21 protein-coding genes are annotated in these 22,172 nt (G+C 66.0%); 16 read left to right on the forward strand and 5 right to left on the reverse strand.

What is annotated here, in order from left to right; translation table 11 throughout:
• Positions 1-6: 6 nt before the first annotated feature.
• Positions 7-627 carry a DUF1285 domain-containing protein gene (locus tag QQK63_RS01160; RefSeq protein ID WP_277826112.1) on the reverse strand — a complete coding sequence of 207 codons (621 nt, stop codon included), beginning with the start codon at positions 625-627 and terminating at the stop codon, positions 7-9.
• 61 nt (positions 628-688) lie between these two features.
• On the opposite strand from QQK63_RS01160, the gene QQK63_RS01165 reads away from it, so the two are divergent.
• Genes QQK63_RS01165 through QQK63_RS01180 form a run of 4 tightly spaced genes read left to right on the forward strand, consistent with a single transcriptional unit; the run spans position 689 to position 7,410 of the window.
• Entirely contained in the window at positions 689-1,696 is a 1,008-nt protein-coding gene (locus QQK63_RS01165; protein ID WP_277826114.1) for an AAA family ATPase, read from the forward strand.
• Positions 1,693-2,586: a DUF58 domain-containing protein gene (locus tag QQK63_RS01170; RefSeq protein ID WP_277826116.1), complete on the forward strand. Its 894-nt coding sequence runs from the start codon at positions 1,693-1,695 to the stop codon at positions 2,584-2,586. Before QQK63_RS01165 ends, QQK63_RS01170 begins: the two co-directional genes overlap by 4 nt.
• Positions 2,583-5,342, forward strand: a complete 2,760-nt coding sequence (locus QQK63_RS01175) for a DUF4159 domain-containing protein (protein ID WP_277826118.1) — start codon at positions 2,583-2,585, stop codon at positions 5,340-5,342. The genes QQK63_RS01170 and QQK63_RS01175 overlap by 4 nt, the downstream gene beginning before the upstream one ends.
• A 1-nt stretch (position 5,343) precedes the next feature.
• Positions 5,344-7,410, forward strand: coding sequence for a hypothetical protein (locus QQK63_RS01180; protein WP_277826120.1), 2,067 nt, complete (start codon positions 5,344-5,346; stop codon positions 7,408-7,410).
• Positions 7,411-7,572: 162 nt separating this feature from the next.
• Here QQK63_RS01180 and QQK63_RS01185 read toward each other — a convergent pair whose 3' ends face one another.
• Positions 7,573-7,869, reverse strand: coding sequence for a hypothetical protein (locus QQK63_RS01185; protein ID WP_277826122.1), 297 nt, complete (start codon positions 7,867-7,869; stop codon positions 7,573-7,575).
• Positions 7,870-7,909: 40 nt separating this feature from the next.
• Entirely contained in the window at positions 7,910-8,320 is a 411-nt protein-coding gene (locus tag QQK63_RS01190; protein WP_277826123.1) for a CopD family protein, read from the reverse strand.
• Positions 8,321-8,445: 125 nt separating this feature from the next.
• On the opposite strand from QQK63_RS01190, the gene QQK63_RS01195 reads away from it, so the two are divergent.
• The 6 genes from QQK63_RS01195 (at position 8,446) to QQK63_RS01220 (ending at position 14,334) form a co-directional block, all read left to right on the forward strand.
• Positions 8,446-9,891 carry an FAD-linked oxidase C-terminal domain-containing protein gene (locus tag QQK63_RS01195; protein WP_277826125.1) on the forward strand — a complete coding sequence of 482 codons (1,446 nt, stop codon included), beginning with the start codon at positions 8,446-8,448 and terminating at the stop codon, positions 9,889-9,891.
• Positions 9,892-9,974: 83 nt separating this feature from the next.
• Positions 9,975-11,093 carry an FAD-binding protein gene (locus QQK63_RS01200; protein WP_277826127.1) on the forward strand — a complete coding sequence of 373 codons (1,119 nt, stop codon included), beginning with the start codon at positions 9,975-9,977 and terminating at the stop codon, positions 11,091-11,093.
• Positions 11,094-11,105: 12 nt separating this feature from the next.
• The gene (locus tag QQK63_RS01205; RefSeq protein WP_277826129.1) at positions 11,106-11,447 is read left to right on the forward strand and encodes a hypothetical protein; all 342 of its coding nucleotides are present in this window, start codon (positions 11,106-11,108) and stop codon (positions 11,445-11,447) included.
• Between the two features lie 10 nt (positions 11,448-11,457).
• Positions 11,458-12,777, forward strand: coding sequence for a glycolate oxidase subunit GlcF (glcF, locus tag QQK63_RS01210; RefSeq protein ID WP_277826131.1), 1,320 nt, complete (start codon positions 11,458-11,460; stop codon positions 12,775-12,777).
• Between the two features lie 70 nt (positions 12,778-12,847).
• Positions 12,848-13,723 (forward strand): trypsin-like serine peptidase, encoded by an 876-nt coding sequence (locus QQK63_RS01215; protein WP_277826133.1) that lies wholly within the window; start codon positions 12,848-12,850, stop codon positions 13,721-13,723.
• Between the two features lie 155 nt (positions 13,724-13,878).
• Positions 13,879-14,334, forward strand: coding sequence for an Hsp20 family protein (locus QQK63_RS01220; RefSeq protein WP_277826135.1), 456 nt, complete (start codon positions 13,879-13,881; stop codon positions 14,332-14,334).
• Positions 14,335-14,386: 52 nt separating this feature from the next.
• Here QQK63_RS01220 and QQK63_RS01225 read toward each other — a convergent pair whose 3' ends face one another.
• Positions 14,387-15,571 carry an MFS transporter gene (locus tag QQK63_RS01225; RefSeq protein ID WP_277826137.1) on the reverse strand — a complete coding sequence of 395 codons (1,185 nt, stop codon included), beginning with the start codon at positions 15,569-15,571 and terminating at the stop codon, positions 14,387-14,389.
• 4 nt (positions 15,572-15,575) lie between these two features.
• Positions 15,576-16,448: a hypothetical protein gene (locus tag QQK63_RS01230; RefSeq protein WP_277826139.1), complete on the reverse strand. Its 873-nt coding sequence runs from the start codon at positions 16,446-16,448 to the stop codon at positions 15,576-15,578.
• Between the two features lie 158 nt (positions 16,449-16,606).
• On the opposite strand from QQK63_RS01230, the gene miaB reads away from it, so the two are divergent.
• The 6 genes from miaB to ybeY all read left to right on the forward strand — a co-directional run bounded on the left by miaB (position 16,607) and on the right by ybeY (position 22,140).
• Positions 16,607-17,932, forward strand: a complete 1,326-nt coding sequence (gene miaB, locus QQK63_RS01235) for a tRNA (N6-isopentenyl adenosine(37)-C2)-methylthiotransferase MiaB (protein ID WP_277826141.1) — start codon at positions 16,607-16,609, stop codon at positions 17,930-17,932.
• Positions 17,933-18,173: 241 nt separating this feature from the next.
• Positions 18,174-18,746: an OmpA family protein gene (locus tag QQK63_RS01240; protein ID WP_277826143.1), complete on the forward strand. Its 573-nt coding sequence runs from the start codon at positions 18,174-18,176 to the stop codon at positions 18,744-18,746.
• Positions 18,747-18,758: 12 nt separating this feature from the next.
• On the forward strand, positions 18,759-19,103 hold the full coding sequence (locus QQK63_RS01245) for a hypothetical protein (RefSeq protein ID WP_277826145.1): 345 nt from the start codon (positions 18,759-18,761) through the stop codon (positions 19,101-19,103).
• Positions 19,104-19,273: 170 nt separating this feature from the next.
• A complete protein-coding gene (locus tag QQK63_RS01250) occupies positions 19,274-20,281 on the forward strand; it encodes a PhoH family protein (protein WP_277826147.1) in 1,008 nt (335 codons plus the stop codon).
• On the forward strand, positions 20,265-21,584 hold the full coding sequence (locus tag QQK63_RS01255) for a flavin monoamine oxidase family protein (protein WP_277826149.1): 1,320 nt from the start codon (positions 20,265-20,267) through the stop codon (positions 21,582-21,584). The genes QQK63_RS01250 and QQK63_RS01255 overlap by 17 nt, the downstream gene beginning before the upstream one ends.
• Before the next feature lie 49 nt (positions 21,585-21,633).
• Complete coding sequence (gene ybeY / locus QQK63_RS01260) at positions 21,634-22,140, forward strand: rRNA maturation RNase YbeY (protein ID WP_277826151.1); 507 nt, start codon at positions 21,634-21,636, stop codon at positions 22,138-22,140.
• Positions 22,141-22,172: the final 32 nt, after the last annotated feature.

The raw sequence follows: 22,172 nt of genomic DNA on the forward strand, positions 1-22,172 counted from the left end.
GGCACCTCAGCCCGTCAATTCGCGGACGGGAATGAAGCGAAAGAACGCACCGCCCGACCACAGGCCGAACCAATCTTCGCCATCCACGCGATGCGCCTCGCCGATGTCGACCAGCCGGTAGAAACTCTTGCGGTCGATCAGCGCCTCAAGCCCCGCCCGGACATGGACATAGGGGCTTGGCTCGCCCCTTTCGTCGCGCATGACCCGGATCGGATTCTCGGGCCCGGCCGCGACACTGTCGCCCACGTTGGTGGTGAAGGTCACGATCTGCGCCGGCCCGCGCCCATCCTCTGTCACGGTGAAATCCTGCGCGACAAAAGGCGCGTCCTCGACCCGGATGCCGACCTTTTCGACCGGCGTGACAAGGAAATACCTGTCCCCCTCGCGCTTCAGGATGGTGGAGAAGAGCCGCACCAAGGGCGCGCGCCCGATCGGTGTTCCCTCGTGAAACCATGTCCCGTCGCGGCGGATTTCCATGTCGATATCCCCGCAGAAAGGCGGGTTCCACAGGTGCACCGGCGGTAAACCGCCCGCCTTTGCGGCATCTTTCGTGGCCTTCAAAAGGGTATCGAGCCCGCTGCCCGGCGATCCCGTCACGATCTTTTGTGTGGTGTCTCGCTTTGCCATTTGTGGTCCGCGGAATAGGTCTGTTACCAAGGACTACATAACCATCCAGCGGAGCATTGCCATGTCTGACCCCGACGCGCTTGTGGCCGAGATCGAAGCGCTGGGCGTAAAGCTGGGCGAGGCCAAGGCCTCGATCGCCAAGCGTATCATCGGACAGGACGAGGTGGTGAACCTTGCGCTGTCCGCCATGCTGTCGGGCGGTCATGCGCTCCTGATGGGCCTTCCGGGCCTTGGCAAAACGCTCCTTGTCGACACCCTGTCGACAGTGATGGGCCTTTCGGCGAACCGCATCCAGTTCACCCCCGACCTCATGCCCGCCGACATCCTGGGCTCCGAAGTGCTGGAGACGGCGCAGGACGGCAGCCGCAGCTTCCGCTTTCTGCCCGGTCCGATCTTTTGCCAGCTCCTGATGGCCGACGAGATCAACCGCGCCAGCCCCCGGACGCAATCGGCGCTGTTGCAGGCGATGCAGGAACGCGAGGTCACCATCGCGGGCGATCACAAACCCCTGCCGCGTCCCTTCCACGTGCTGGCCACCCAGAACCCGATCGAGCAGGAAGGCACCTATCCCCTGCCCGAAGCGCAGCTGGACCGTTTTCTGGTCAAGATCGATGTGGCCTATCCGGACCGGGACACGGAGCGCGGCATCCTGCTTGCCACGACCGGCACGCAGGAGGCGACATCCCATGCCGTCTTCACCCCCGAGGCGCTGATCGCGGCGCAAGGCGTGGTCCGGCGGATGCCGGTCGGCGAAAGCGTGGTCGAATTGATCCTCGATCTGGTGCGCGCCTGCCGCCCCGAAGCCGAGGAAGCCCCCGAGATCGTCAAGAAGACCGTTGCCTGGGGTCCCGGCCCGCGTGCCGCGCAGGCGCTCATGCTGACCGTCCGGGCGCGTGCGCTTCTCGGTGGCCGCTTGGCACCCTCGCCCGAGGATGTGGCGGCGCTCGCGCGTCCCGTACTGAGCCACCGGATGGCGCTGAGCTTTGGCGCACGGGCCGAGGGCGCGGTTCTGGAACAGGTGATCGATGAGGTCACCGCCCGCGTTACCCGGATCGGTCTTGCGGCTTGAACGACGCGGCGCTTCATACGCCCGAAAGCCTGCGCTCCCGCTCCGAAGCGGTTGCGGCAACGCTGCCTGCGCTGATGGCCGATGCGCAGCATCTGGCGGCAACGGTGCTTTTGGGGGTGCATGGGCGCAAGCGGGCGGGCATGGGCGACGAATTCTGGCAATATCGTCCCGCGCAGGCGGGCGACGGCTACCGCCAGATCGACTGGCGCAGATCGGCGCGATCGGACGGGCATTTCATCCGCCAGACCGAATGGCAGGCCGCGCAATCGGTCATGCTGGGGGTGGATGACGCCGCCTCCATGACCTTTACCGGCCATCGCAACCGCCCCTCGAAATTGCGCCGGGCGCAGACACTGGCCATGGCCTTGGCCATCGTTTCGGTGCGCGGTGGGGAGCGGGTGGGCCTGACCCATCTGGCCGAGCCCCCGCGCGGCGGCACCGCCCAATTGATGCGGATGGCGCAAGCCCTGATGGACAGCGATGCGCTCGGCGATTACGGCGCGCCCAAGCCGCAGACGATGCCGATGGGCGGTCGTGCGGTGTTCTTGTCGGATTTCTTTGGCGATATCGCCGCGATCGAGGCGGCACTGGGCCGCGCCGCCGACCGGGAGGTCAAGGGTGCTCTGGTCCAAGTGCTCGACCCCGACGAAGAGGTGTTTCCCTATGACGGGCGCACCGTGTTCGAATCGATGACCGGCGCGATCCGTTTCGAGACGCTGAAAGCGCGGAGCTTGCGCGAGGCCTATCTGGCGCGTCTGGCCGAGCGGAAGGCGCATTTGCAGGACCTGTGCCGCCGCACCGGGTGGCGCTATCATCTGCACCATACCGATCAGCCTGCCGAGCCGACGCTGCTGTGGCTGTACCGCGCCTTGGAAAAGGTGCGCGGATGATCGGATCCCTTGCCTTTGCCACGCCGCTTTTGCTGACCGCGCTGATCGCGCTGCCCGTCTTGTGGTGGATCCTGCGCGCGGTTCCGCCCGCGCCGATCCGGCGGCGGTTTCCCGGTGTCGCGCTGCTTCTGGGCCTCAAGGATGACGAGAGCCAGACCGACAAGACGCCGTGGTGGCTGTTGCTGCTCAGGATCGCGGCGCTGGCTGCGGCCATTATCGGTTTTGCCGGACCGGTCCTGAACCCGGCCGCGGTGCGCACGGGCGACGGGCCGCTGTTGATCGTGATGGATGCCAGCTGGGCCTCGGCCCGCGATTGGCCGGACCGGATCGAGCGGGCGGGCCTTTTGCTGGACGAGGCGGGGCGCGCAGGGCGGCCCGTGGCCATCGTGGCGCTGACCGATCTGCCACCGGGCGACCTGCCTTTGCAATCGGCCAATGCCTGGCTACCGCGTCTGCCGTCGCTCGTGCCGCGACCCTTTGCGCCCGACATGGTGGCCGCTGCCGATTGGGCGTCCGGCCTTGATGGCCCTCTGGAAACGTGGTGGATCGCCGATGGCCTTGATCATCCGGGGCGCGGCGACCTGACGGCCGCGCTGCGCGCGCTTGGGCCCTTGTCCGTGTTTCAGGGCGACCGCGATGTGGTGGCCCTTGCCCCGCCCCGGTTCGAGGATGGCGAAGTCCGCGTTTCGCTGACCCGGCTGGGCGGGGATGCCCCGCTTGCGCTTGATGTCGTGGCCCACGGCCTCGATCCCGCGGGCATTCCGCGCGATCTGGCGCGGAACGCTGCGCTGTTCGAGGCAGGCGCGACGGCGACAGAGGCGGTGTTCGACTTGCCACCGGAATTGCGAAACCGCATCACCCGGTTCGAGGTGGCGGGCCTGCGCGGCGCGGGGACCGTGACCCTGACCGATGACGGGTTGCAGCGCCGTCAGGTGGCACTGATCGCGGGCGGGGCGACGGATGAACAACAGGCGCTTTTGTCGCCGCTGCATTACCTGCGCCAAGCGTTGGAGCCGACCGCCGACCTGATCGAGGGCGCGCTGTCCGATCTCCTTTTGGCCAGCCCCGATGTCGTCATCCTTGCCGATATCGCCACCCTGTCCCCGGAAGAGGAGGAGGGGCTGACCGATTGGGTCGACCGTGGCGGGCTCTTGGTGCGCTTTGCCGGGCCAAGGTTGGCCGCCTCGGACGTGGCGCGCGACGATGTGGGGCCGCTGATGCCCGTGCGATTGCGCGAAGGCGGGCGGAGTGTTGGGGGCGCGATGAGCTGGGGCGAACCCAAACGCCTGCGGCCTTTCCCCGACACATCACCGTTTTTCGGGCTAGAGATCCCGCAAGACGTGGAAATCAGCGCGCAGGTGATGGCGCAGCCCGATCCCGAACTTGCCGCGCGGACCATCGCCTCGCTGACGGACGGCACGCCGCTTGTCACCCGGTCGAGCCATGGGCAGGGATCGGTCGTCCTCTTCCATGTCACGGCCAATGCCGAATGGTCGACACTGCCCCTGTCGGGACTTTTCGTGCAGATGCTGGAGCGGCTGGCGATCTCGACGCAGCCCGCAACGCCGGAGGCTGCTGATCTGGAGGGGACGATCTGGACGGCGGATCAGGTTCTGGACGGGTTCGGCACCCTGCGCGACGCGGGCACGCGCCCCGGCGTGCCGGGCGAAATTCTGGCAGAGGCTCCGCTGTCCGACGATCTTCTGCCGGGGCTCTACGCCTCGGACGACCGGCGGATCGCGCGCAACGTGGTGACGGCCGATACTGTCCTGATCCCCGCAAGCTGGCCTGCCGCCGTCCCGGTCGAGGGGATGCGCGTCATCGCACCGACCGATTTGATGGCCGCGTTCCTGACCGGCGCGTTGGTGCTGCTTTTGGTCGATGCCATCGCCTCGCTCTGGCTGGCGGGGCGGCTGTCGGGTCTTGCGCGCGGGGCCGCCGTTCTGGCGCTGGTGGCCGCTTTGCCGCAGGGCGGACAGGCGCAGGACCTTTCGGAAGAGGACGCGCGCGCGCTGCTGGCCACGTCTGAAGTCACGCTCGCCTATGTGCTGACCGGCGATGCCCGGATCGACGACACCTCGCGCGCGGGGCTGCAAGGGCTGTCGAATACCTTGTTCCAGCGCACCTCCGTCGAGCCCGCGCCGCCGATCGGTGTGGATCTGGAACGTGACGAACTGGCCTTTTTTCCGATGCTCTACTGGCCCGTGACCGCCGATCAGGCGCTGCCCTCGGCCGCGGCCTACAGACGCTTGAATGACTACCTGCGGTCGGGTGGGATGATCGTTTTCGACACGCGCGACGCGCATGTCGGAGGCTTCGGATCGGGCACGCCGGAGGGGCGGCGCCTGCGCACACTGGCCGCCCCGCTCGATATTCCGCCGCTGGAGCCAGTGCCGCCCGATCACATCCTGACGCGGACCTTCTACCTGTTGCAGGATTTTCCCGGTCGTCACCTGAGCCGCGATGTCTGGCTGGAGGCCTCGCCCCCCGATGCAGAAGCGGTCGAGGGCATGCCATTTCGCAATCTCAACGACGGGGTGACGCCGGTCCTGATCGGCGGCAATGATTGGGCTGCTGCCTGGGCGCAGGATGAAACCGGCCGCCCGCTGTATCCGATCGGGCGCGGATCGGCAGGCGACCGCCAGCGCGAGATCGCGTTGCGGTTCGGCGTGAACCTCGTGATGTACGTGCTGTCGGGCAACTACAAATCCGATCAGGTGCATGTGCCCGCCCTTCTGGAAAGGTTGGGGCAGTAACATGGCGCAGACGATCCTTTTCGATCCGCTTTTGCCGATGCCGATGATCTGGGCGCTAGCCGGGTTCGTGGCGCTGGTGATCGCGCTGGCGCTGTGGCGGGGGCTGAACGGCTGGCCTTTCCGGCTTTTGGCGGCCGGTGCGCTTTTGGCTGCGCTGCTGAACCCCTCGCTTCAGTCCGAAGACCGCGAACCGATCACCGATATCGTGTTGGTCGTGGCCGATGCCTCGGCCAGCCAGCGGATTTCGGATCGGGCCGACCAGACGGCCGAAGCGCTGGCCGCCCTTGAGGCCGAGATCGCGGCGATGGGCATGGAGATGCGGATTTCGACCGTGACGGATGCGCCCGACAATGGCGGTACGCTGTTGATGGCGGAACTGAACCGGATGCTGGCCGAGGAACCGCGCGCCCGGATCGCCGGTGCCATTCTTGTCACCGACGGACAATTGCACGATGCGCAACTGGTGCCTGATCTGCCGGCACCGTTGCATGCCTTGCTGACGGGACGGGACACCGATTGGGACCGGCGGCTGGTGATCGAAACGGCCCCGGCCTTCGGCATCATCGGTGAAGAGCTGATGATGACGCTCCGGATCGAGGATCAGGGCGCCGTGCCCGCGGGCCTGTCCGGTCGGGCCGAGATTGCCATCGCGCTCGACGGCGGGGAGGAGCGGACATTCACCGTTCCCACGAACGAGACGCTGCAACTGCCCCTGACGCTGGAACATGCGGGTCAGAATGTGGTGCAGTTCACCATCCCCGTGGCGGAAGGAGAACTGACCGATCGCAACAACGCAGCCGTGGTGCAGATCAATGGCATCCGCGACCGGCTGTCCGTCCTGCTGGTTTCGGGCGAGCCGCATCCCGGCCAGCGCACTTGGCGGAACTTGCTGAAATCCGACCCTTCGGTGGATCTGGTCCATTTCACGATTCTGCGCCCGCCGGATCGGCAGGATGGCGTGCCGGTGACCGAATTGTCGCTGATCGCCTTTCCGACGCGGGAATTGTTCATGGATTCGGTCGATGATTTCGACCTGATCATCTTTGACCGCTATCAGCGGCGCGGGATCCTGCCGATGCTCTACATCGACAACATCCGCCGCTACGTCGAGGATGGCGGCGCGCTACTGTTGGCGGCGGGCCCCGATTACGCCTCGGCGGCATCTCTCTACCGGACACCCCTGGCCGAGATCCTGCCCGGTCGCCCGACCGCGCGCGTGATCGAAGCGCCGTTCCTGCCCGAGATTTCCGATCTGGGCCGTCGCCATCCGGTGACGGCGGGGCTGGAGACCGAGCATGAACCGCTGGAGGGCAGCGATCAGCCTTGGGGCCGCTGGATGCGGCAGATCGAAGTGACCGAACAGTCGGGCCAGACGGTGATGACCGGAAATGACGGCGCGCCGCTCCTGATGCTGGACAGGGTGGGCGAGGGGCGCGTGGCGCTTCTGGCGTCCGATCATGCATGGCTTTGGGATCGGGGCTACGAGGGGGGTGGCCCGCAGCTGGAGATGTTGCGCAGGCTGGCGCATTGGATGATGGGCGAGCCCGACCTAGAGGAAGAAGCGCTGGTGGCCCAAGCCGACGGCCAGACGATCCGCGTGACCCGCCGCACTTTGGCCGAGGGCGTTGGTGCCCTGCGCGTCACCGCCCCCGATGGAACCGAGAGCGAGATCGTGCTGGAGGAAACCGCGCCGGGGCGGTTCACCGCCGAGATCGAGGGAAGCGAACAGGGGCTTTACCGTCTGGCCGAGGGCGAATTGGACACGGTCATCGCGCTTGGGCCTGCTGCGCCGCGCGAATTCGAGGAAACCATCGCCTCTGATGCCCAGCTCTTGCCGTTGACCGATCCCCTGACCGGGGCGGTGATGCGGCTTGAGGACGGTATGCCGGACCTTCGGCGGGTGGCCGAGGGGCGCAATGCCTCGGGACGCGGCTGGATCGGCCTGACCCCGCGCGAGGCCTATCTTACGACGGATGTGACGGTCACGCCCCTGATCGCGGCATGGCTGTTCCTGCTGCTTGCGGCGGCACTGACCGTGGCAGGATGGCTGCGCGAGGGGCGGCGCTAAGCGGCGGCGTCAGGGCTGGGGCCCGACCGTCAGCATCCTTCCCTGCGACCAACGGATCGCCTCGAAACAGGTTTCGGCACCGCTCGCCCCGCACCAGCCGCCGTCGCGGGCCAGCAACAGGATCGGTATGCTGTTCCATTCGTCCAGACGCCAGCCTTCGACTTAGAAATCCCAGCTTTCGGATCCGACCACTGCGATCAAGCTGCACCCGCCCGAGCCGCAGTAAAGGCTGGCCGCCGAGGTGCAGGTGAAACTTGCGGTGTCAACCAGCCGGTCATTCATGCCGTCGCCATCCAGATCGGCTTCGGTCACGGCATTGCCTGCGTCGAACCGGCCATTTTCGAACCCTGCGCAATCGGCCTCCGCCTCGGACAGGATATCGGCCACCGGATCGGCCTGAGCCGTGACTGGCAGCGCCGGAACGAGGATGAAGACCAACAGCGAGTGGAAACGTGTCATCGCGTTCTCCCTTGCGCAGCGACTGCGCGGGAGTGTGCCGTCAAAACGGTTTGAAGACCACGATGATCAGCACGCCGATCGCGCCGAAGACGCTGATCTCGTTGAAGACCCGCAGGTAGAAGTCGCTTTCGGTGAAGACCCCGCGCCGGCCGCGCAGGACCAGCCGCCCGGTCCATCCGTAATGCGCGGCCAGAAGCGTCACGAGACCAAGCTTGGTCCAGACCCAGATCGGATAGCCCCAGAACCAGCCCAGCCAGAGGCCCGTTACGATGGCGATGATCCCCAGACCCAGTGAAAACCGGTAGATGCGGATCGTCAGATCGCCGGTCGGCCCGAATTCCCCCAGCCGCGCGAATTCGCGTTTCCAGAAGATGATCGCTCGGGGCACCGCGAAGATGCCCGTCATCCAGCCCAGCACGGCCAGAAGGTGAAGAACCTTGATCCATTCCATGCCGGCAGTTGCCCAGTATTCGTGGGGCGCGGCAACGCGCGGAGTTGTCTCAGGGGGATTTTCGTTGTCAAATGGTCGTATTGGTTATATTTCTTTACCAATTCAGCGAGAGGGAGGATCGCGACATGGACATGCCGACCCCGGACGCCGCGATTTTATCGCGCAAAAGCAAGATCGTGGAACGCCTGCGCGCGGCTCTGCCGCAAGCTGCGGTGATTCACGACGAGGCCGAGGTGCGCGCCTATGAATGCGACGCGCTGACGGCCTACCGCTGCCCGCCGCTTGCCGTGGTCCTGCCCGCAACGACCGAGGAAGTCGCCATCGCACTGCGCATCTGCCATGCCGAGGGCGTGCCGGTCGTGCCGCGCGGTTCCGGCACGTCGTTGGCAGGCGGTGCGCTGCCGACAGCCGACAGCGTGATCTTGGGCGTGTCGCGCATGAACAAGGTGCTCGAGACCGATTACGACAACCGCTTCATCCGGGTGCAGACCGGGCGCACCAACCTGAGCGTGACGGGCGCGGTGGAACAGGAAGATTTCTTTTACGCGCCCGATCCGTCGAGCCAGCTTGCCTGCGCCATCGCGGGCAATATCGCCATGAATTCAGGCGGCGCGCATTGCCTGAAATACGGGGTGACAACCAACAACCTGATGGGCGTGACCATGGTGACCATGGATGGCACCGTGATGGAGATCGGCGGCGCGCATCTGGATGCGGGCGGCTATGATCTTTTGGGCGTGATCTGCGGGTCCGAGGGGCAATTGGGCGTGGTGACCGAGGCCACGTTGCGCATCTTGCGCAAGCCCGAAGGGGCGCGGCCCGTCCTGATCGGTTTCGACAGCAACGAGGTGGCGGGGGCCTGTGTCTCCGACATCATCAAGGCGGGCGTTCTGCCGGTGGCCATCGAGTTCATGGACCGGCCCTGCATCGAGGCGACCGAAGCCTTTGCCAAGGCCGGCTACCCGATGTGCGAGGCCCTGCTGATCGTCGAGGTGGAGGGCAGCCCGGCCGAGATCGACGAGCAACTGGGCCTGATCGCGCAGATCGCACGGCGCCACGACCCGGTCGAATTGCGCGAGGCGCAGTCGGAGGACGAGGCCAAGCGCATCTGGCTTGGCCGCAAATCGGCCTTCGGTGCGATGGGGCAGATCAACGATTACATGTGCCTTGACGGCACGATCCCGGTCTCCTCGCTGCCCTATGTGCTCAAGCGCATCGGCGAGATGTCGAAGGACTACGGTTTGGGCGTGGCCAATGTGTTCCATGCGGGCGACGGGAACATGCACCCGCTGATCCTGTTCGATGCGAACAAGCCGGGCGATCTGGAGCTGTGCGAGGCCTTTGGCGCGGATATCCTGAAGCTTTGCGTCGAGGTGGGCGGATGCCTGACTGGCGAGCATGGCGTGGGCATCGAAAAGCGCGACCTCATGACAACGCAATTCGCGCCTGCCGATCTCGAGGCGCAGATGCGGGTCAAGGATGTGTTCGACCCGGCGTGGTTGCTGAACCCGGCCAAGGTCTTCCCGTTGTCGGTGTCGCGGGAGCGCCGCGAGAGACAGGTCGCCGCCTGACGGCGCCGATCCGCCGGGAGGGGCTGTCTGCCCCTCCCGGACCCTCCCCGAGAGTTTTCCTGCCAAGATGAAGGATGAGGCCGATGTCGAGCCCCGCCACAGAGACCGAACTGAGCGAAAAGGTGGCTGGGGCCAAGGGTCCGCTCCGCGTGGTCGGGGGCGGGACGCGACCCGTGGGCCGGCCCGTCGCTGGTGAGCTTGTGTCGGTAAAGGGACTGGCCGGCATTGATCTCTACGAACCCGGCGCGCTGACTCTGGTGGCCAAGGCGGGAACGCCGCTCGCCGAGGTTGAAGGCGCGCTGGCCGCCGAAGGGCAGCGTTTGCCCTTCGAACCGATGGATCATCGCGCGCTTCTTGGCACGTCGGGCGACCCCACGATCGGGGGTGTCGTGGCCGCCAATGTCTCGGGCCCGCGGCGCATCCAGTCGGGCGCCTGTCGCGACAGCCTGATCGGGGTCCGTTTCGTCGACGGATCCGGCGCGGTCGTCAAGAACGGCGGACGGGTGATGAAGAACGTCACCGGCTACGACCTCGTGAAGCTGATGGCCGGAAGCTGGGGCACATTGGGGATCCTGACGGAGGTGGCCTTCAAGGTGCTGCCCGCACCCGAAGCGGCGGCGACGCTGGCGATCGGAGGTCTGGGTGATCGGCAAGCGGTCGAGGCGATGGCTGTCGGTCTCGGCTCTCCGTTCGAGGTGACGGGGGCGGCACATCTGCCGGACGAGGGGCGGACGCTGCTCAGGATCGAAGGGTTCGCGGCCAGCGTCGCCTATCGCGCCGGGCGCCTCGCGGAGTTGCTGGCGCCCTTCGGCACGGTCGAGGTCGAGGACGGGGCGGATCAGGTCGGGCAGCAATGGGCTCGGATCCGCGATGTCGCGGCTTTCGTGGGCAGGCCCGGCGATGTCTGGCGGATCTCGGTCAAACCCACCGATGCGCCTGATCTTGCGGCCCGGACGGGCGGAGATGTCTTGTTCGATTGGGGTGGCGGGCTGATCTGGGCGCTGGTGCCCGAGGGCACCGACCTGCGGGCCCGGCTGGGCGCTTTCGCGGGGCATGCCACGCTGGTCCGCGCCAGCGCCGAAACACGCGCGCGGATTGCACCCTTTCACCCCGAGCCACCCCCGGTTGCCGCAGTCGCGGCAGCGCTGAAGGCCAAGTTCGACCCGCGGGGCATCCTGAACCCCGGCCTGATGACGGCGTGAGGAAAGATCGTGGTGATCGATGCCCTGTCCGTCGCGCTGCCGTCCTCCACGCTGTTTTGTGGCCTTGCGCTCATGCCCGACCGCAGGCGCGGCACCGCGCTAGCGCAGGGCGCGTTGGTGGCGGCGGCGGCGGGTATGTTCGTGGCCATCACCGCGAGCGGAACGGTGGCAGGCCTGCCGCCGATACGGATCGCGGCCATCGCGACCGGGTTGATCGCCGCGGCCACCGCCGGGATGCTCTATCATCTCTATCTCGGGCGGTTCGACCGCGTCTGGGTGGCACGCGGTATTTTTGCGGCGGTCTACCTCGGGCTTGCCGCCCTGTTCGCCCTCGTCTTCCTTTCCCTGTTCTGAAAGCAAGCACATGCAGACGACATTCACACCCGACCAGTTGAAGGACCCCGCGATCCAGCGGTCGAACGAGGTCTTGCGCAGTTGCGTGCATTGCGGGTTCTGCACGGCGACTTGTCCAACCTACCAGGTGCTGGGCGATGAACTCGACAGCCCGAGGGGCCGGATTTACCTCATCAAGGACATGCTCGAAAAAGGCCGTCCAGCGGATGCCAAGACCGTGCAGCATATCGATCGCTGCCTGTCTTGCCTGGCCTGCATGACGACCTGCCCCTCGGGCGTGCATTACATGCATCTGGTCGACCACGCCCGCGAATATATCGAACAGACCTACAAGCGCCCGCTCTTCGAGCGTGTGCTGCGCTGGACGCTGGCGAAAATCCTGCCCTATCCGACGCGCTTCCGGGTGGCCTTGCTGGGTGCCAAGATCGGGCGGCCTTTTGCCTTTCTGATGCCAGATGCGCGGCTCAAGGCGATGCTGGCCATGGCGCCCAAGGTGATCCCGCCCGTGTCGCGCAACGACGATCCGCAGGTTTTCCCGGCCCAAGGGCCGCGCAAGATGCGGGTGGCGCTGATGACGGGCTGCGCGCAGCGCGCGCTCAACACCGATATCAACGATGCGACCATCCGGCTGCTCACGCGGCTGGGCTGCGAGGTGGTGATCGCCGAGGGGCAGGGATGCTGCGGTGCGCTGACCCATCACATGGGCAAGACCGCCGAGAGCCATGCGACGGCGGCCAAGAATATCCGGGCCTGGCACAGTGAGATGCAGGCCGGGGGGTTGGACGCCATCGTCATCAACACCAGCGGTTGCGGCACCACGGTCAAGGATTACGGCCACATGTTCCGCAACGAGGCACTGGCACCCGAGGCGGCGGCGGTCAGCGCCATCGCGATGGATGTGTCCGAAGTGCTGATGAAGCTCGACCTGCCCGAGGGACAGATGGGCCACAAGGTGGCCTACCACGCGGCCTGTTCGCTGCAGCACGGCCAGAAGATCAAGACCTACCCCAAGGACTTGCTGAAGCGTGCCGGCTTTACCGTGGTCGAACCGGCCGACAGTCATCTGTGCTGCGGATCGGCGGGGACCTACAACCTGATGCAGCCCGAGATTTCGGGCCAACTCAAGGCGCGCAAGGTCGAGACACTTGAGGCCACACGCCCCCAGATCATCGCGGCAGGCAATATCGGCTGCATGATGCAGATCGGCTCGGGTACGGATATTCCCATCGTCCACACGGTCGAGCTGCTGGACTGGGCGACGGGCGGGCCGCGCCCCGCCGGGCTGGATGCCGAAGGCAAACGCGCGGTGCCCGTGCCCATTTTGCGCTGAACTCGGGCCATAATTCTGCCCGGAACGGGGGCGACGCTCGGACGCAGTTGTAACCAGTGCCCGGACGTCCATGAGCCGTTTGTTCCGTCATGCCGCCCGCCTTGCCGCGGCAGCCCTACTTGTCGCAGCGCCTGCCGGGGCGCAAAACGCTCTTGGCGCCATGGACGCGTCGCAGGCGGCGCCGCTGCGTGGTCTTCACACGGCCGATGATCTGCGCGACTGGGCGGCAGTCGGGCGTCTGGATACCGGCGTTTCTTTCTGCACGGCCACGCTGATCGCGCCCGATCGTGTCCTGACGGCCGCGCATTGCCTTTTCGGCCCGGATGCTCGGCGTCTGCCCGACGAGTCCCTCGTCTTTTCAGCGGGCCTGCGCCACGGAAGCGCGGAGGCGATCCGCCGGGTGATCGGCAGCGACATGCCCATTGGCTACAGCCGTCCGCCCGACACGCCCGACATGGCATCGGTCGGGCAAGACGTTGCCATTCTGCGTCTGGAGCGTCCGATCCCCGAGACGATGGTGCGCGCCATCGGCCTTGGCACACGCGCGGCGGATCGAAGCCCGGTGACGCTGGTGTCCTACGGTGCGCTGCGCGCGGAATACCCCTCGATCGAGGAGGATTGTCAGGTCTTGTCGTCCTTGCAGGCTGTTCAGGTCCTGTCCTGCCATGTCGTTTCCGGCAGCAGCGGCGCCCCCGTCCTCCGCATCGGGCCGGCCGGACCCGAAATCGTCGCCGTCGTTTCGGGGCGGTCCGAAACGGATGAAGGCGCGGTCACGGTCGCCGTCGTGGCCGAGGATCTGGTGCCGACACTTTTGACGCGGCCCGCCTCGGCTCAGTTGGCCACTGGCCCCGTCAGGAACAGTCCCGGCGGGGCCATCGTCTTTCGCCGCGTCGATCAGGGTACGGCCCTGCGCGGGGGTACGGGCGCACGGTTCATCCGGCCCTGACGGTGGTGTTTCGCAGGTCTTGACAGGCCGCGGATCCCTTCCCAGATCACAGGATGGCGGGGTGCCGCAACACGGGCCCCGCGCAATCACCCAAGGGTCGTGCCCGGCATGGGGCGACCCGGAACTTCAAGTTGTCGCTCGATGGAGGATGACACATGCGTACCTATGACCTTTCCCCGCTTTACCGCGCCAGCGTTGGCTTCGACCGCATGGCCGACCTTCTGGACCGCGTGATGTCGCAAGACACGGCCGCGCCCAGCTACCCCCCCTACAATATCGAGAAAACCGGTGAGGATGCCTATCGCATCTCCATCGCGGTTGCAGGCTTTACAGAAGCCGAACTGGGTGTCGAACAGCGCGAGGCCGAACTGGTCGTGACCGCGCGCAAGGCCAAGGACGAGACGCCGCGCACCTATCTGCATCGCGGGATCGCCACGCGCGCCTTCGAAAAGCGCTTCCAGCTGGCGGACCATGTGCGCGTGACCGGCGCGCTGCATGAGAACGGGATGCTGCATATCGATCTGGTCCGCGAGGTGCCCGAGGCGCTGAAGCCGCGCCAGATCGAGATTGCGCGCGGTGCCTCGCGGGTGATCGAGGCCGAAACGGCCTGATCCCGCACGACAGCCAAGACGGGAAGGGGCGGTCCGCAGGGCCGCCCTTTTGTCATTGGGCAAGGCGACGCAGCATCAGGGCGCCCGTCAGTGGCGCGGCGACGCACAACGCGATCACTGCGCCATGCCCCAAGAGATCGGCCAGAACCGCGCCGAGCCCGGGGGCGATGGCGAAGGCAAAGAGCGACAGGCGCGCCACCGCCCCGGCGCTTTCGCCGTAGCCGTGCTCGCCCATGGCCTCGCGGATGACGACGGGCCGCAGTATCGAGATGACGCCGTTTCCCACGCCCTGCGCGATGGCAAAGGCAAGGGCCAGCGCGGGCAGGGCGGCCGTGGCCCCCAGCAGGACGGATGCGGTGGCCAGCATCAGGAACGCGCCCAGCACGACCGCACGTGCCGCGACATGCGCGCCCGCCAAGATCAGCAGGACCCGGCCTGCAACCTGAGCCGGTCCGATGGTCGAGGCGGCGAGGATGGCCATCGCCTCGGGCACATCGAGTGCCGCCATCAGCGGCATCAGGTTGCTCAGCACGATCCCGACCCCGAGCGAGGTCAGCGCAAAGCCACCCGCGATGGGCCAGTAACCGGACCGCTTGCTGGCCCTGATGCCTGGTCCCGCCGGACCCTCGGTCAGAGTTGGCTTGCGGGCCTGCGCCTCGGTCTCGAGGCGGCGCGCGGCATAGGCGACCAAGGGCAGGACAAGGAGCGCGACCAGCCCGGCCAAAACCCAGACCGCCGCCCGCCAATCGGCCGCCGCAGATACCAATGCGGTCAAAGGATAGGCCAGTGTCGAGGCGAAGCCCGCCGCCAGCGTGATCGCCGTGATGGCCGCCCGTGCCCGCGGGCCGCGCGCCCGCGTCACGACCGAGAAACAGGCATCGTAGAGGGTGAAGCCCATCATCAGGCCAAGCCACGCCCAGATGACGTAAAAGGCCCAAAGGCTTTGGACTTGCGACAGTGCGATCAGCCCTCCGATGGCCCCGATCGTGCCCAGCGGAAAGCCCCATGGGGCCAGCCCCCGGTCGATGGCCCGCCCGATCCAGGGCGCGGCCAGACCCTGCAGGCCAAGCGCAAGGCTGAAGGCACCCAGAGCGGCGGTCGACGACCATCCGAATTCCGCCTGCCATTGCAGGACAAGGGCCGGAAAGCTGTAGAAGATGGCGGCCCAGATCAGCGTCTCGGCGCACATGAAGGCCAGCACCGGCCCGTCACGCCAGATCGGCGGCACCGCGGTCATCGCGTCAGAACCATTGCCCCGGTTCCATCAGGCCCAATTCCATCAGTTGCAGCGACGACCAGTGAAAGGGCGTCGATTTGTGCCAGCGGAAATCGCCGATGTCATCGCGCGATCCGGGGTTGGTCCTGAGCGCCTTTGCAACGCGGAACGAACAGATGGCCGCCGTCAGCGAATGGTGCCACGGGCAGGCATAGGTGTTCATCTCTTCATCGTTGAGCGTGTGATCCTCGCGCAGGCGCAGGCCCGGTTTCGCCTGGAACAGGCCGATGCGGTCGATCTTGCGCTTGGGATTGGCGACATGTTCCTCGAAGCGCCAGCGCAGACCGCCGTAGAAATCGAGCTGCCGGTCCTTGGGGTGCCCATGTTCGTCCGGCCTCCCCTCGGCGTAATACCCGGAACTGTCGAGCATGGCGGTATCGAGCGATACGGCATCGGGACAGGTTTTCAGGTCAGGCGCATAAAGATCGATGACATAGGTCAGGATCGCGAACCGCCGTTCCTCCATCACCCACGTGAACATCTCTCCGACGCTGCGATCCTCGCAGAACGGGTAGAACAGGTATTCGCCATTGTAGCAGTAATGCAGCCATTCGCCGGGCATCTTGTCGATCAGGATGTTCACGGCGGCCTGCGTCGCACCGGGCGCACGGCTGCGGGCGCGGATGACATGTTGCTGGTAGGTGACCCCCTCGGGCGGTGGCGGCACCACGATGTCGGGGGGTGCGAGAACGAAGATATGCCGAAACCCGAGGGATCGCACATGGTCCAATGTCGATCCGATCTCGATCCGATCCTCGGCGATGACAAGGGCTGCCGGCCCCTTGCCGAAGGCGCCGGGGCGCACCGCACCGAACTGATCGAGATTGTCGAAATCCATCTGGACCGAACGCGCCTTGACTAGTACCCGCCTGCCTTGGCGCGCACATTGGCCCGGGCGGCGGCGGAATTCAATCGCGCGCATCGGTTGAAGCCGGGCCCGCCGCGCTGTACATGCCGCAGATCAAGGTTTCCTGCAGACATGGCCGGGTGCGCGTGATGACCGAGGCGAAAAAGCTCTACGTCAAGACCTATGGCTGTCAGATGAATGTCTACGACAGCGAACGCATGGCTGAAACGCTGGGCGCGCAAGGTTATGTACAGGTCGATACGCCCGACGCGGCGGACATGATCTTGCTCAACACGTGCCACATCCGCGAAAAGGCGGCAGAAAAGCTTTATTCCGACCTTGGGCGGCTGAAACCGCTGCACGAGGAAAAGCCCGATCTGAAGATCGGGGTGGCGGGATGCGTCGCGCAGGCCGAGGGCGACGAGATCATGCGCCGCATGCCCATCGTGGATCTGGTCGTCGGGCCGCAGACCTATCACCGCCTTCCCAAGATGATGGAGGCGCTGGGCAGGGGCGAGCGTGCGCTCGACACCGATTTCCCCGAGGAGGACAAGTTCGCCCATCTGCCCAAGGACAGGCGCACCCGGCGCGGTCCGACAGCCTTCCTGACCGTGCAGGAAGGGTGCGACAAATTCTGTTCCTTCTGCGTTGTGCCTTACACGCGGGGGGCAGAGGTCAGCCGCCCTGTCGATCGATTGCTGGGCGAGGCGCAGGATCTCGTGGATCGCGGTGTGCGGGAAATCACGCTGTTGGGGCAGAACGTCAACGCGTACCACGGTGCTGGCCCGGACGGGGGCGAATGGGGTCTGGCGCGGCTGGTTCGCGCGCTGGCCGGGATCGAAGGGCTTGATCGCATCCGCTATACCACCTCCCATCCCAACGACATGGAAGACGATCTGATCGCCGCCCATGGCGATTGCGACAAGCTCATGCCCTACCTGCATCTGCCGGTTCAGTCGGGCTCTGATCGCATCCTCAAGGCGATGAACCGCAAGCATACCGCCGAAAGCTACATCCGCCTGATCGAACGCATCCGGGCCGCGCGCCCCGATCTGGTCCTGTCGGGCGATTTCATCGTCGGTTTCCCCGGCGAGACCGAGGCCGATTTTCGGGCCACACTCGATCTGGTGCGCAGGGTCGGATACGGCAGCGCCTACACCTTCAAGTATTCCGCTCGGCCCGGCACGCCCGCGGCCGAACGGGCAGCCGTAGATGCTGCCGAGGCGGACGACCGCCTGCAACGGCTTCAGGCCTTGATCACCGAACAGCAACACGCGACGCAGGATGCGATGGTGGGGCGGCGCGTTCGGGTCCTGTTCGAGAAACCCGGCCGGATGGATGGTCAGATCACCGGAAAATCCGAATATCTGCACGCCGTCCATGTCGAAGGCCCCGAGCAGCTTCTGGGGCAGATCGCGGCAGTGGATATCGTCGCATCGGGCCCCAATTCGCTGGCCGGTCGTCTGGTCGGCTGATCCCCTGAAACCGCCACACAGGGCATCTTGCGCGAAAACATCACCGACCGGAGCGGGATCCGCTAAAGTTTCCGTTTCTTCGTCCGTTTTGTTTCCTAGCTGGCAACACTTGTCGAAAGATTCCACTTCCTCTTTCGGGGAGTGCTGCTATCGTGCCGAAATCAATGGCGTTTTCGCATGACCCCCTGCCAGGGGTCGGGTTGCGGCAACCGGCCGAGTAAGAAACTGGGGGATTTTCGTGATGACCGGGATGTCACGCATGTTTTGTCGGGTCGTGGGTGGCGCGGCTTTGTTGGCCAGCGCTCTGGCCTTGGTGCCACAGGCAGCGGTTGCTCAGGATCGCACGATCGTCACGGGCCGGGTGTCGCCGGGGCTCTGGATCGATCCCGACGGTTGCATGCACTGGGTCGCGGATGGCGGCGTCGAGGGTTACATGGAGGGTCGGGTCAATCCGCATGACGGCATGCCCGTCTGCCTCGACGTCAATACCTGCGCCGTCACCAACAGCGATGTCCTGTTTCACACCGACAGTGCCCGGTTGACCCATGCCGGCCGTGCGCAGCTTGAGCAATTCTTCCGCTCCGCGGGAGCCTTCGCCTACGCGATCTACGGCCATACCGACAGCCGCGCCTCGGATGAATACAACATGTCGCTCAGCCAGCGGCGCGCCGCTTCGGTGGCGAATGTCGCCCGTTCCGTCGGTGCGCGGGTCGCGCGCGAGATCGGTTATGGCGAACGCCGTCCTGTCGCGTCGAACGGCACCGCGGCAGGCATGCAGCAGAACCGTCGTGTCGAAATCGTGTGTTATCGCTGAGGGATGAGGATCATGGTAAACATCATCAAAGGCGGTGCGCTGGTTCTGGCGATGCTCAGCGTCGCGGGCTGTGTCGGTGTGAGACCCTCCACTGGCGCTGGCAACGAGGTTGTGGCCATCGGCGAGGACCGCGGCTTTGACAGCGGCAGCCTCAGCCAACTGGAGGCAGGGATCTATATCGACCCCGACGGCTGCCATATCTGGATGATCGACGACGGCCTCGAAGGCTATTGGTCGCGGCGCCGCGATCCGGTTTCGGGTCTGCCGGTCTGTACCCCCGTTGCCCCGCCCAATTCGATTGTCGGCGATTTCCGCTCCGGCGGCGGGTTGCGCGATTGGGTGCCTTCTTCTCGCTGAGCTGCGGGCCAGTCTTTATCCAATTGGCGGGCACCCCCACGGGTGCCCGTTTTTCATTCGCGCAAAGGTGCGCCCCAAGAAACTTTCACGACACAGACCACTACCTGTTGCGTTGTGCCCTGCCTGTCGGCACAGTCTGTATCAGACGCAACCTCAAACCGGAGCGTGATTTGGCGATCACCACCTTGGCGGCCCCCACGGATGGCACCCCGGTCGAGCTGTCGCTCGAATTTCCCGACAATCGTCTGCTGATCGAGCTTTGCGGCGAATTCGATCGCAACCTTGCCCAGATCGAACATCTGCTGTCGGTCCATGTCCTGCGGCGCGGCAACCAGTTGGCTGTGCTGGGCGATGCGCGCGCCGAGGCGGCCGAGGTGCTGCGAAAGCTCTATGCCCGTCTCGAGGCAGGGCGCGGGCTGGAACCCGGCGATATCGATGCCGCCGTTCGGCTGGGCGGTTCGAACGAGGAAACCGGCGTCCGCTCGGGCGACCAGATCGAGATGTTCCAGCGCGGGCAGCTTGAGATCGGCACGCGCAAAAAGACCGTCGAACCAAGGACCGAGGCGCAGCAGGCCTATGTCCGCGCGCTCTACGAGCATGAACTGGCTTTCGGCATCGGGCCTGCGGGCACCGGCAAGACCTATCTGGCGGTCGCGGTCGCGGTGAACCAGCTGATCAACGGGCGCGTCGACAAGATCATCCTCAGCCGTCCCGCTGTCGAGGCGGGCGAGCGTCTGGGCTTTTTGCCGGGCGACATGAAGGACAAGGTCGACCCCTACATGCAGCCGCTCTACGACGCGCTGAACGATTTCCTGCCCGGCCGTCAGTTGCAGAAACTGATGGAGGAGAAGACGATCGAGATCGCCCCGCTCGCCTTCATGCGCGGGCGAACCCTATCCAGCGCCTATGTCGTGCTGGACGAGGCGCAGAATGCCACCGGCATGCAGATGAAGATGTTCCTCACGCGTCTCGGACGGGGATCGCGCATGGTCATCACCGGCGACCGCAGTCAGGTCGACCTGCCGCGCGGCGTGACATCGGGCCTGTCCGAGGCCGAACGTATCCTCAAGGACGTGAAGGGTATTTCGTTCAACTACTTCACAGCCAAGGACGTGGTCCGCCATCCGATGGTCGCCAAGATCATCGAGGCTTATGACTCGGATGCCCAACCCGGCTGATCTGTCCAATCCGGGGCGCAGAGCCTGTCTGGGGCTTTTGGCGGGCGCTGTGCTGGCCGCGCCGCGCATCGTGCGGGCAGATCCTCTTCTCGATGTCGACGTGGTGGTCATCGGAGCCGGGTCCGCCGGAATTTCAGCGGCCCGCCAATTGATCGCATGGGACTACGAGGTCGCCGTGCTGGAGGCGCGGGGCCGCATCGGCGGGCGGGCCTGGACCGATCCGGGCGCGCTGGGCCTGCCTTGGGATCGGGGCGCGCAATGGCTGCACAATGGCGGGGACAACCCGCTGAGGCAGCTGGCGCGCGATCTGGGTCTTGGCCTGACGGCCAGCGATTTCGAAGACATGTCCGCGACCGGCACCCCGCTTGACCCGCGCGCCGCGGCTGAAAGGCTGCTGGCCAACCTCGAGACTTTCGATGCTGCATTGGATGCGATGGCGGACAGGATTGCGCCCGGTGCCACGCTTGCCGCGCTTTTCGGTGGGGATTCTTGGCAGGATGCGGCGCTGCGCCTGTCCTGTATCTCGCTCGGCGGTGATCCGGACCAGGTTTCGCTGGCGGATGCGATCGAGCTTGCCTCCGGTCAGGATTGGCTGGTCGAGGGGGGCACGGGCGGGCTTTTGACCCGGTTGGCGGCCGGTCTGCCGATAAGGACCAGCCATGCGGTGACCCGGATCGACCTTGGCGCGGCGGGTCATGTCGCGGTCTCGGGCGATTTCGGCACGATCCGCGCGGGGCAGGTCGTGCTGACCGTTCCGCCCGCCGTTCTGGCCACCGGCGGCATCCGGTTCACGCCGGACCTGCCCGCAGCCCATCACGACGCGCTGGCCGCGCTCGAGGCGGCGGAATTCCTCAAGGTCGGCTTCCGATTGCTGCGCCAGCCGGCCGATATGGCCGAATTCCAGCTCGATCTTTCCCGGCTCGACGCGGGTGAGGGGGAGTTGGTCCACCTCGACCCGCGCGCGCCGGTGGCGTCGGTGATCTTTTCAGGCCGTCACGCCCGCGCGCTGCGGACTGCGGGCGCGGGCGCCGTGATCGCCGAGGCGGCGGAGGTGCTGCGCGACCAGACGGGCCTGAGTGCCGAGACCTCGGCCTGGCATGATTGGTCGGCCGATCCCCACAGCCGTGGACCTTGGGCACTGCCCCGCCCGGGCGCGGAAGCGGCGCGCGAGATCTATGCCACCGCGATCCAAAACCGGCTGTTCATGGCGGGCGAAGCTGCCCCCGGCCCCTTGGCCCAGACCTTGGGCGGGGCTTGGGTATCCGGTCAAGCCGCCGCCGCGGCGATCTGGGAGGTGACCTGACTGACCGCGCCCCGTTGACGGCGCTCGCGGGGCAGGGCATGGGCCGCGCATGGAGATCGACATTCTCATCGAGGACGAGGCCTGGGACGCCGCGGCGCTGGAACGCATCGCGGAGACGGCCTTTGCGCAGGCCTTTTTGGAACTGGGCCTAGCCGCGCAGGGCGTTGAGGTGTCCATCCTTGCCTGCGACGACGACCGTATCGCGGCGCTGAATGCCGAATTCCGGGGCAAGCCCACGCCGACCAATGTCCTTTCGTGGCCGTCCGAAGATCGTGCAGCCGACACGCCCGGCACGATGCCTGACCTCTCGGACCTGTCCGATCCCGACCCTGACGGCCCGCCCGCCGAACTGGGTGACATCGCGCTGGCCCTTGGGGTTCTGACCCGCGAGGCGGCAGAGGCGGACAAGCCTTTTGACCATCATCTGACCCATCTTCTGGTCCATGGACTGTTGCACCTGTTGGGTTTCGATCACATATCCGATCCCGATGCCGCCCTGATGGAAGGTCTTGAGACCCGCATCCTTGCCAGACTGGGTATCCCTGACCCATATTGAAGCTGCGGGCCACACAGGGCCCGTTCAGTTCC

Origin of the sequence: Roseicyclus marinus (genome assembly GCF_030163795.1) — a bacterium.
Taxonomy (GTDB): Bacteria; Pseudomonadota; Alphaproteobacteria; order Rhodobacterales; family Rhodobacteraceae; genus Roseicyclus; species Roseicyclus marinus.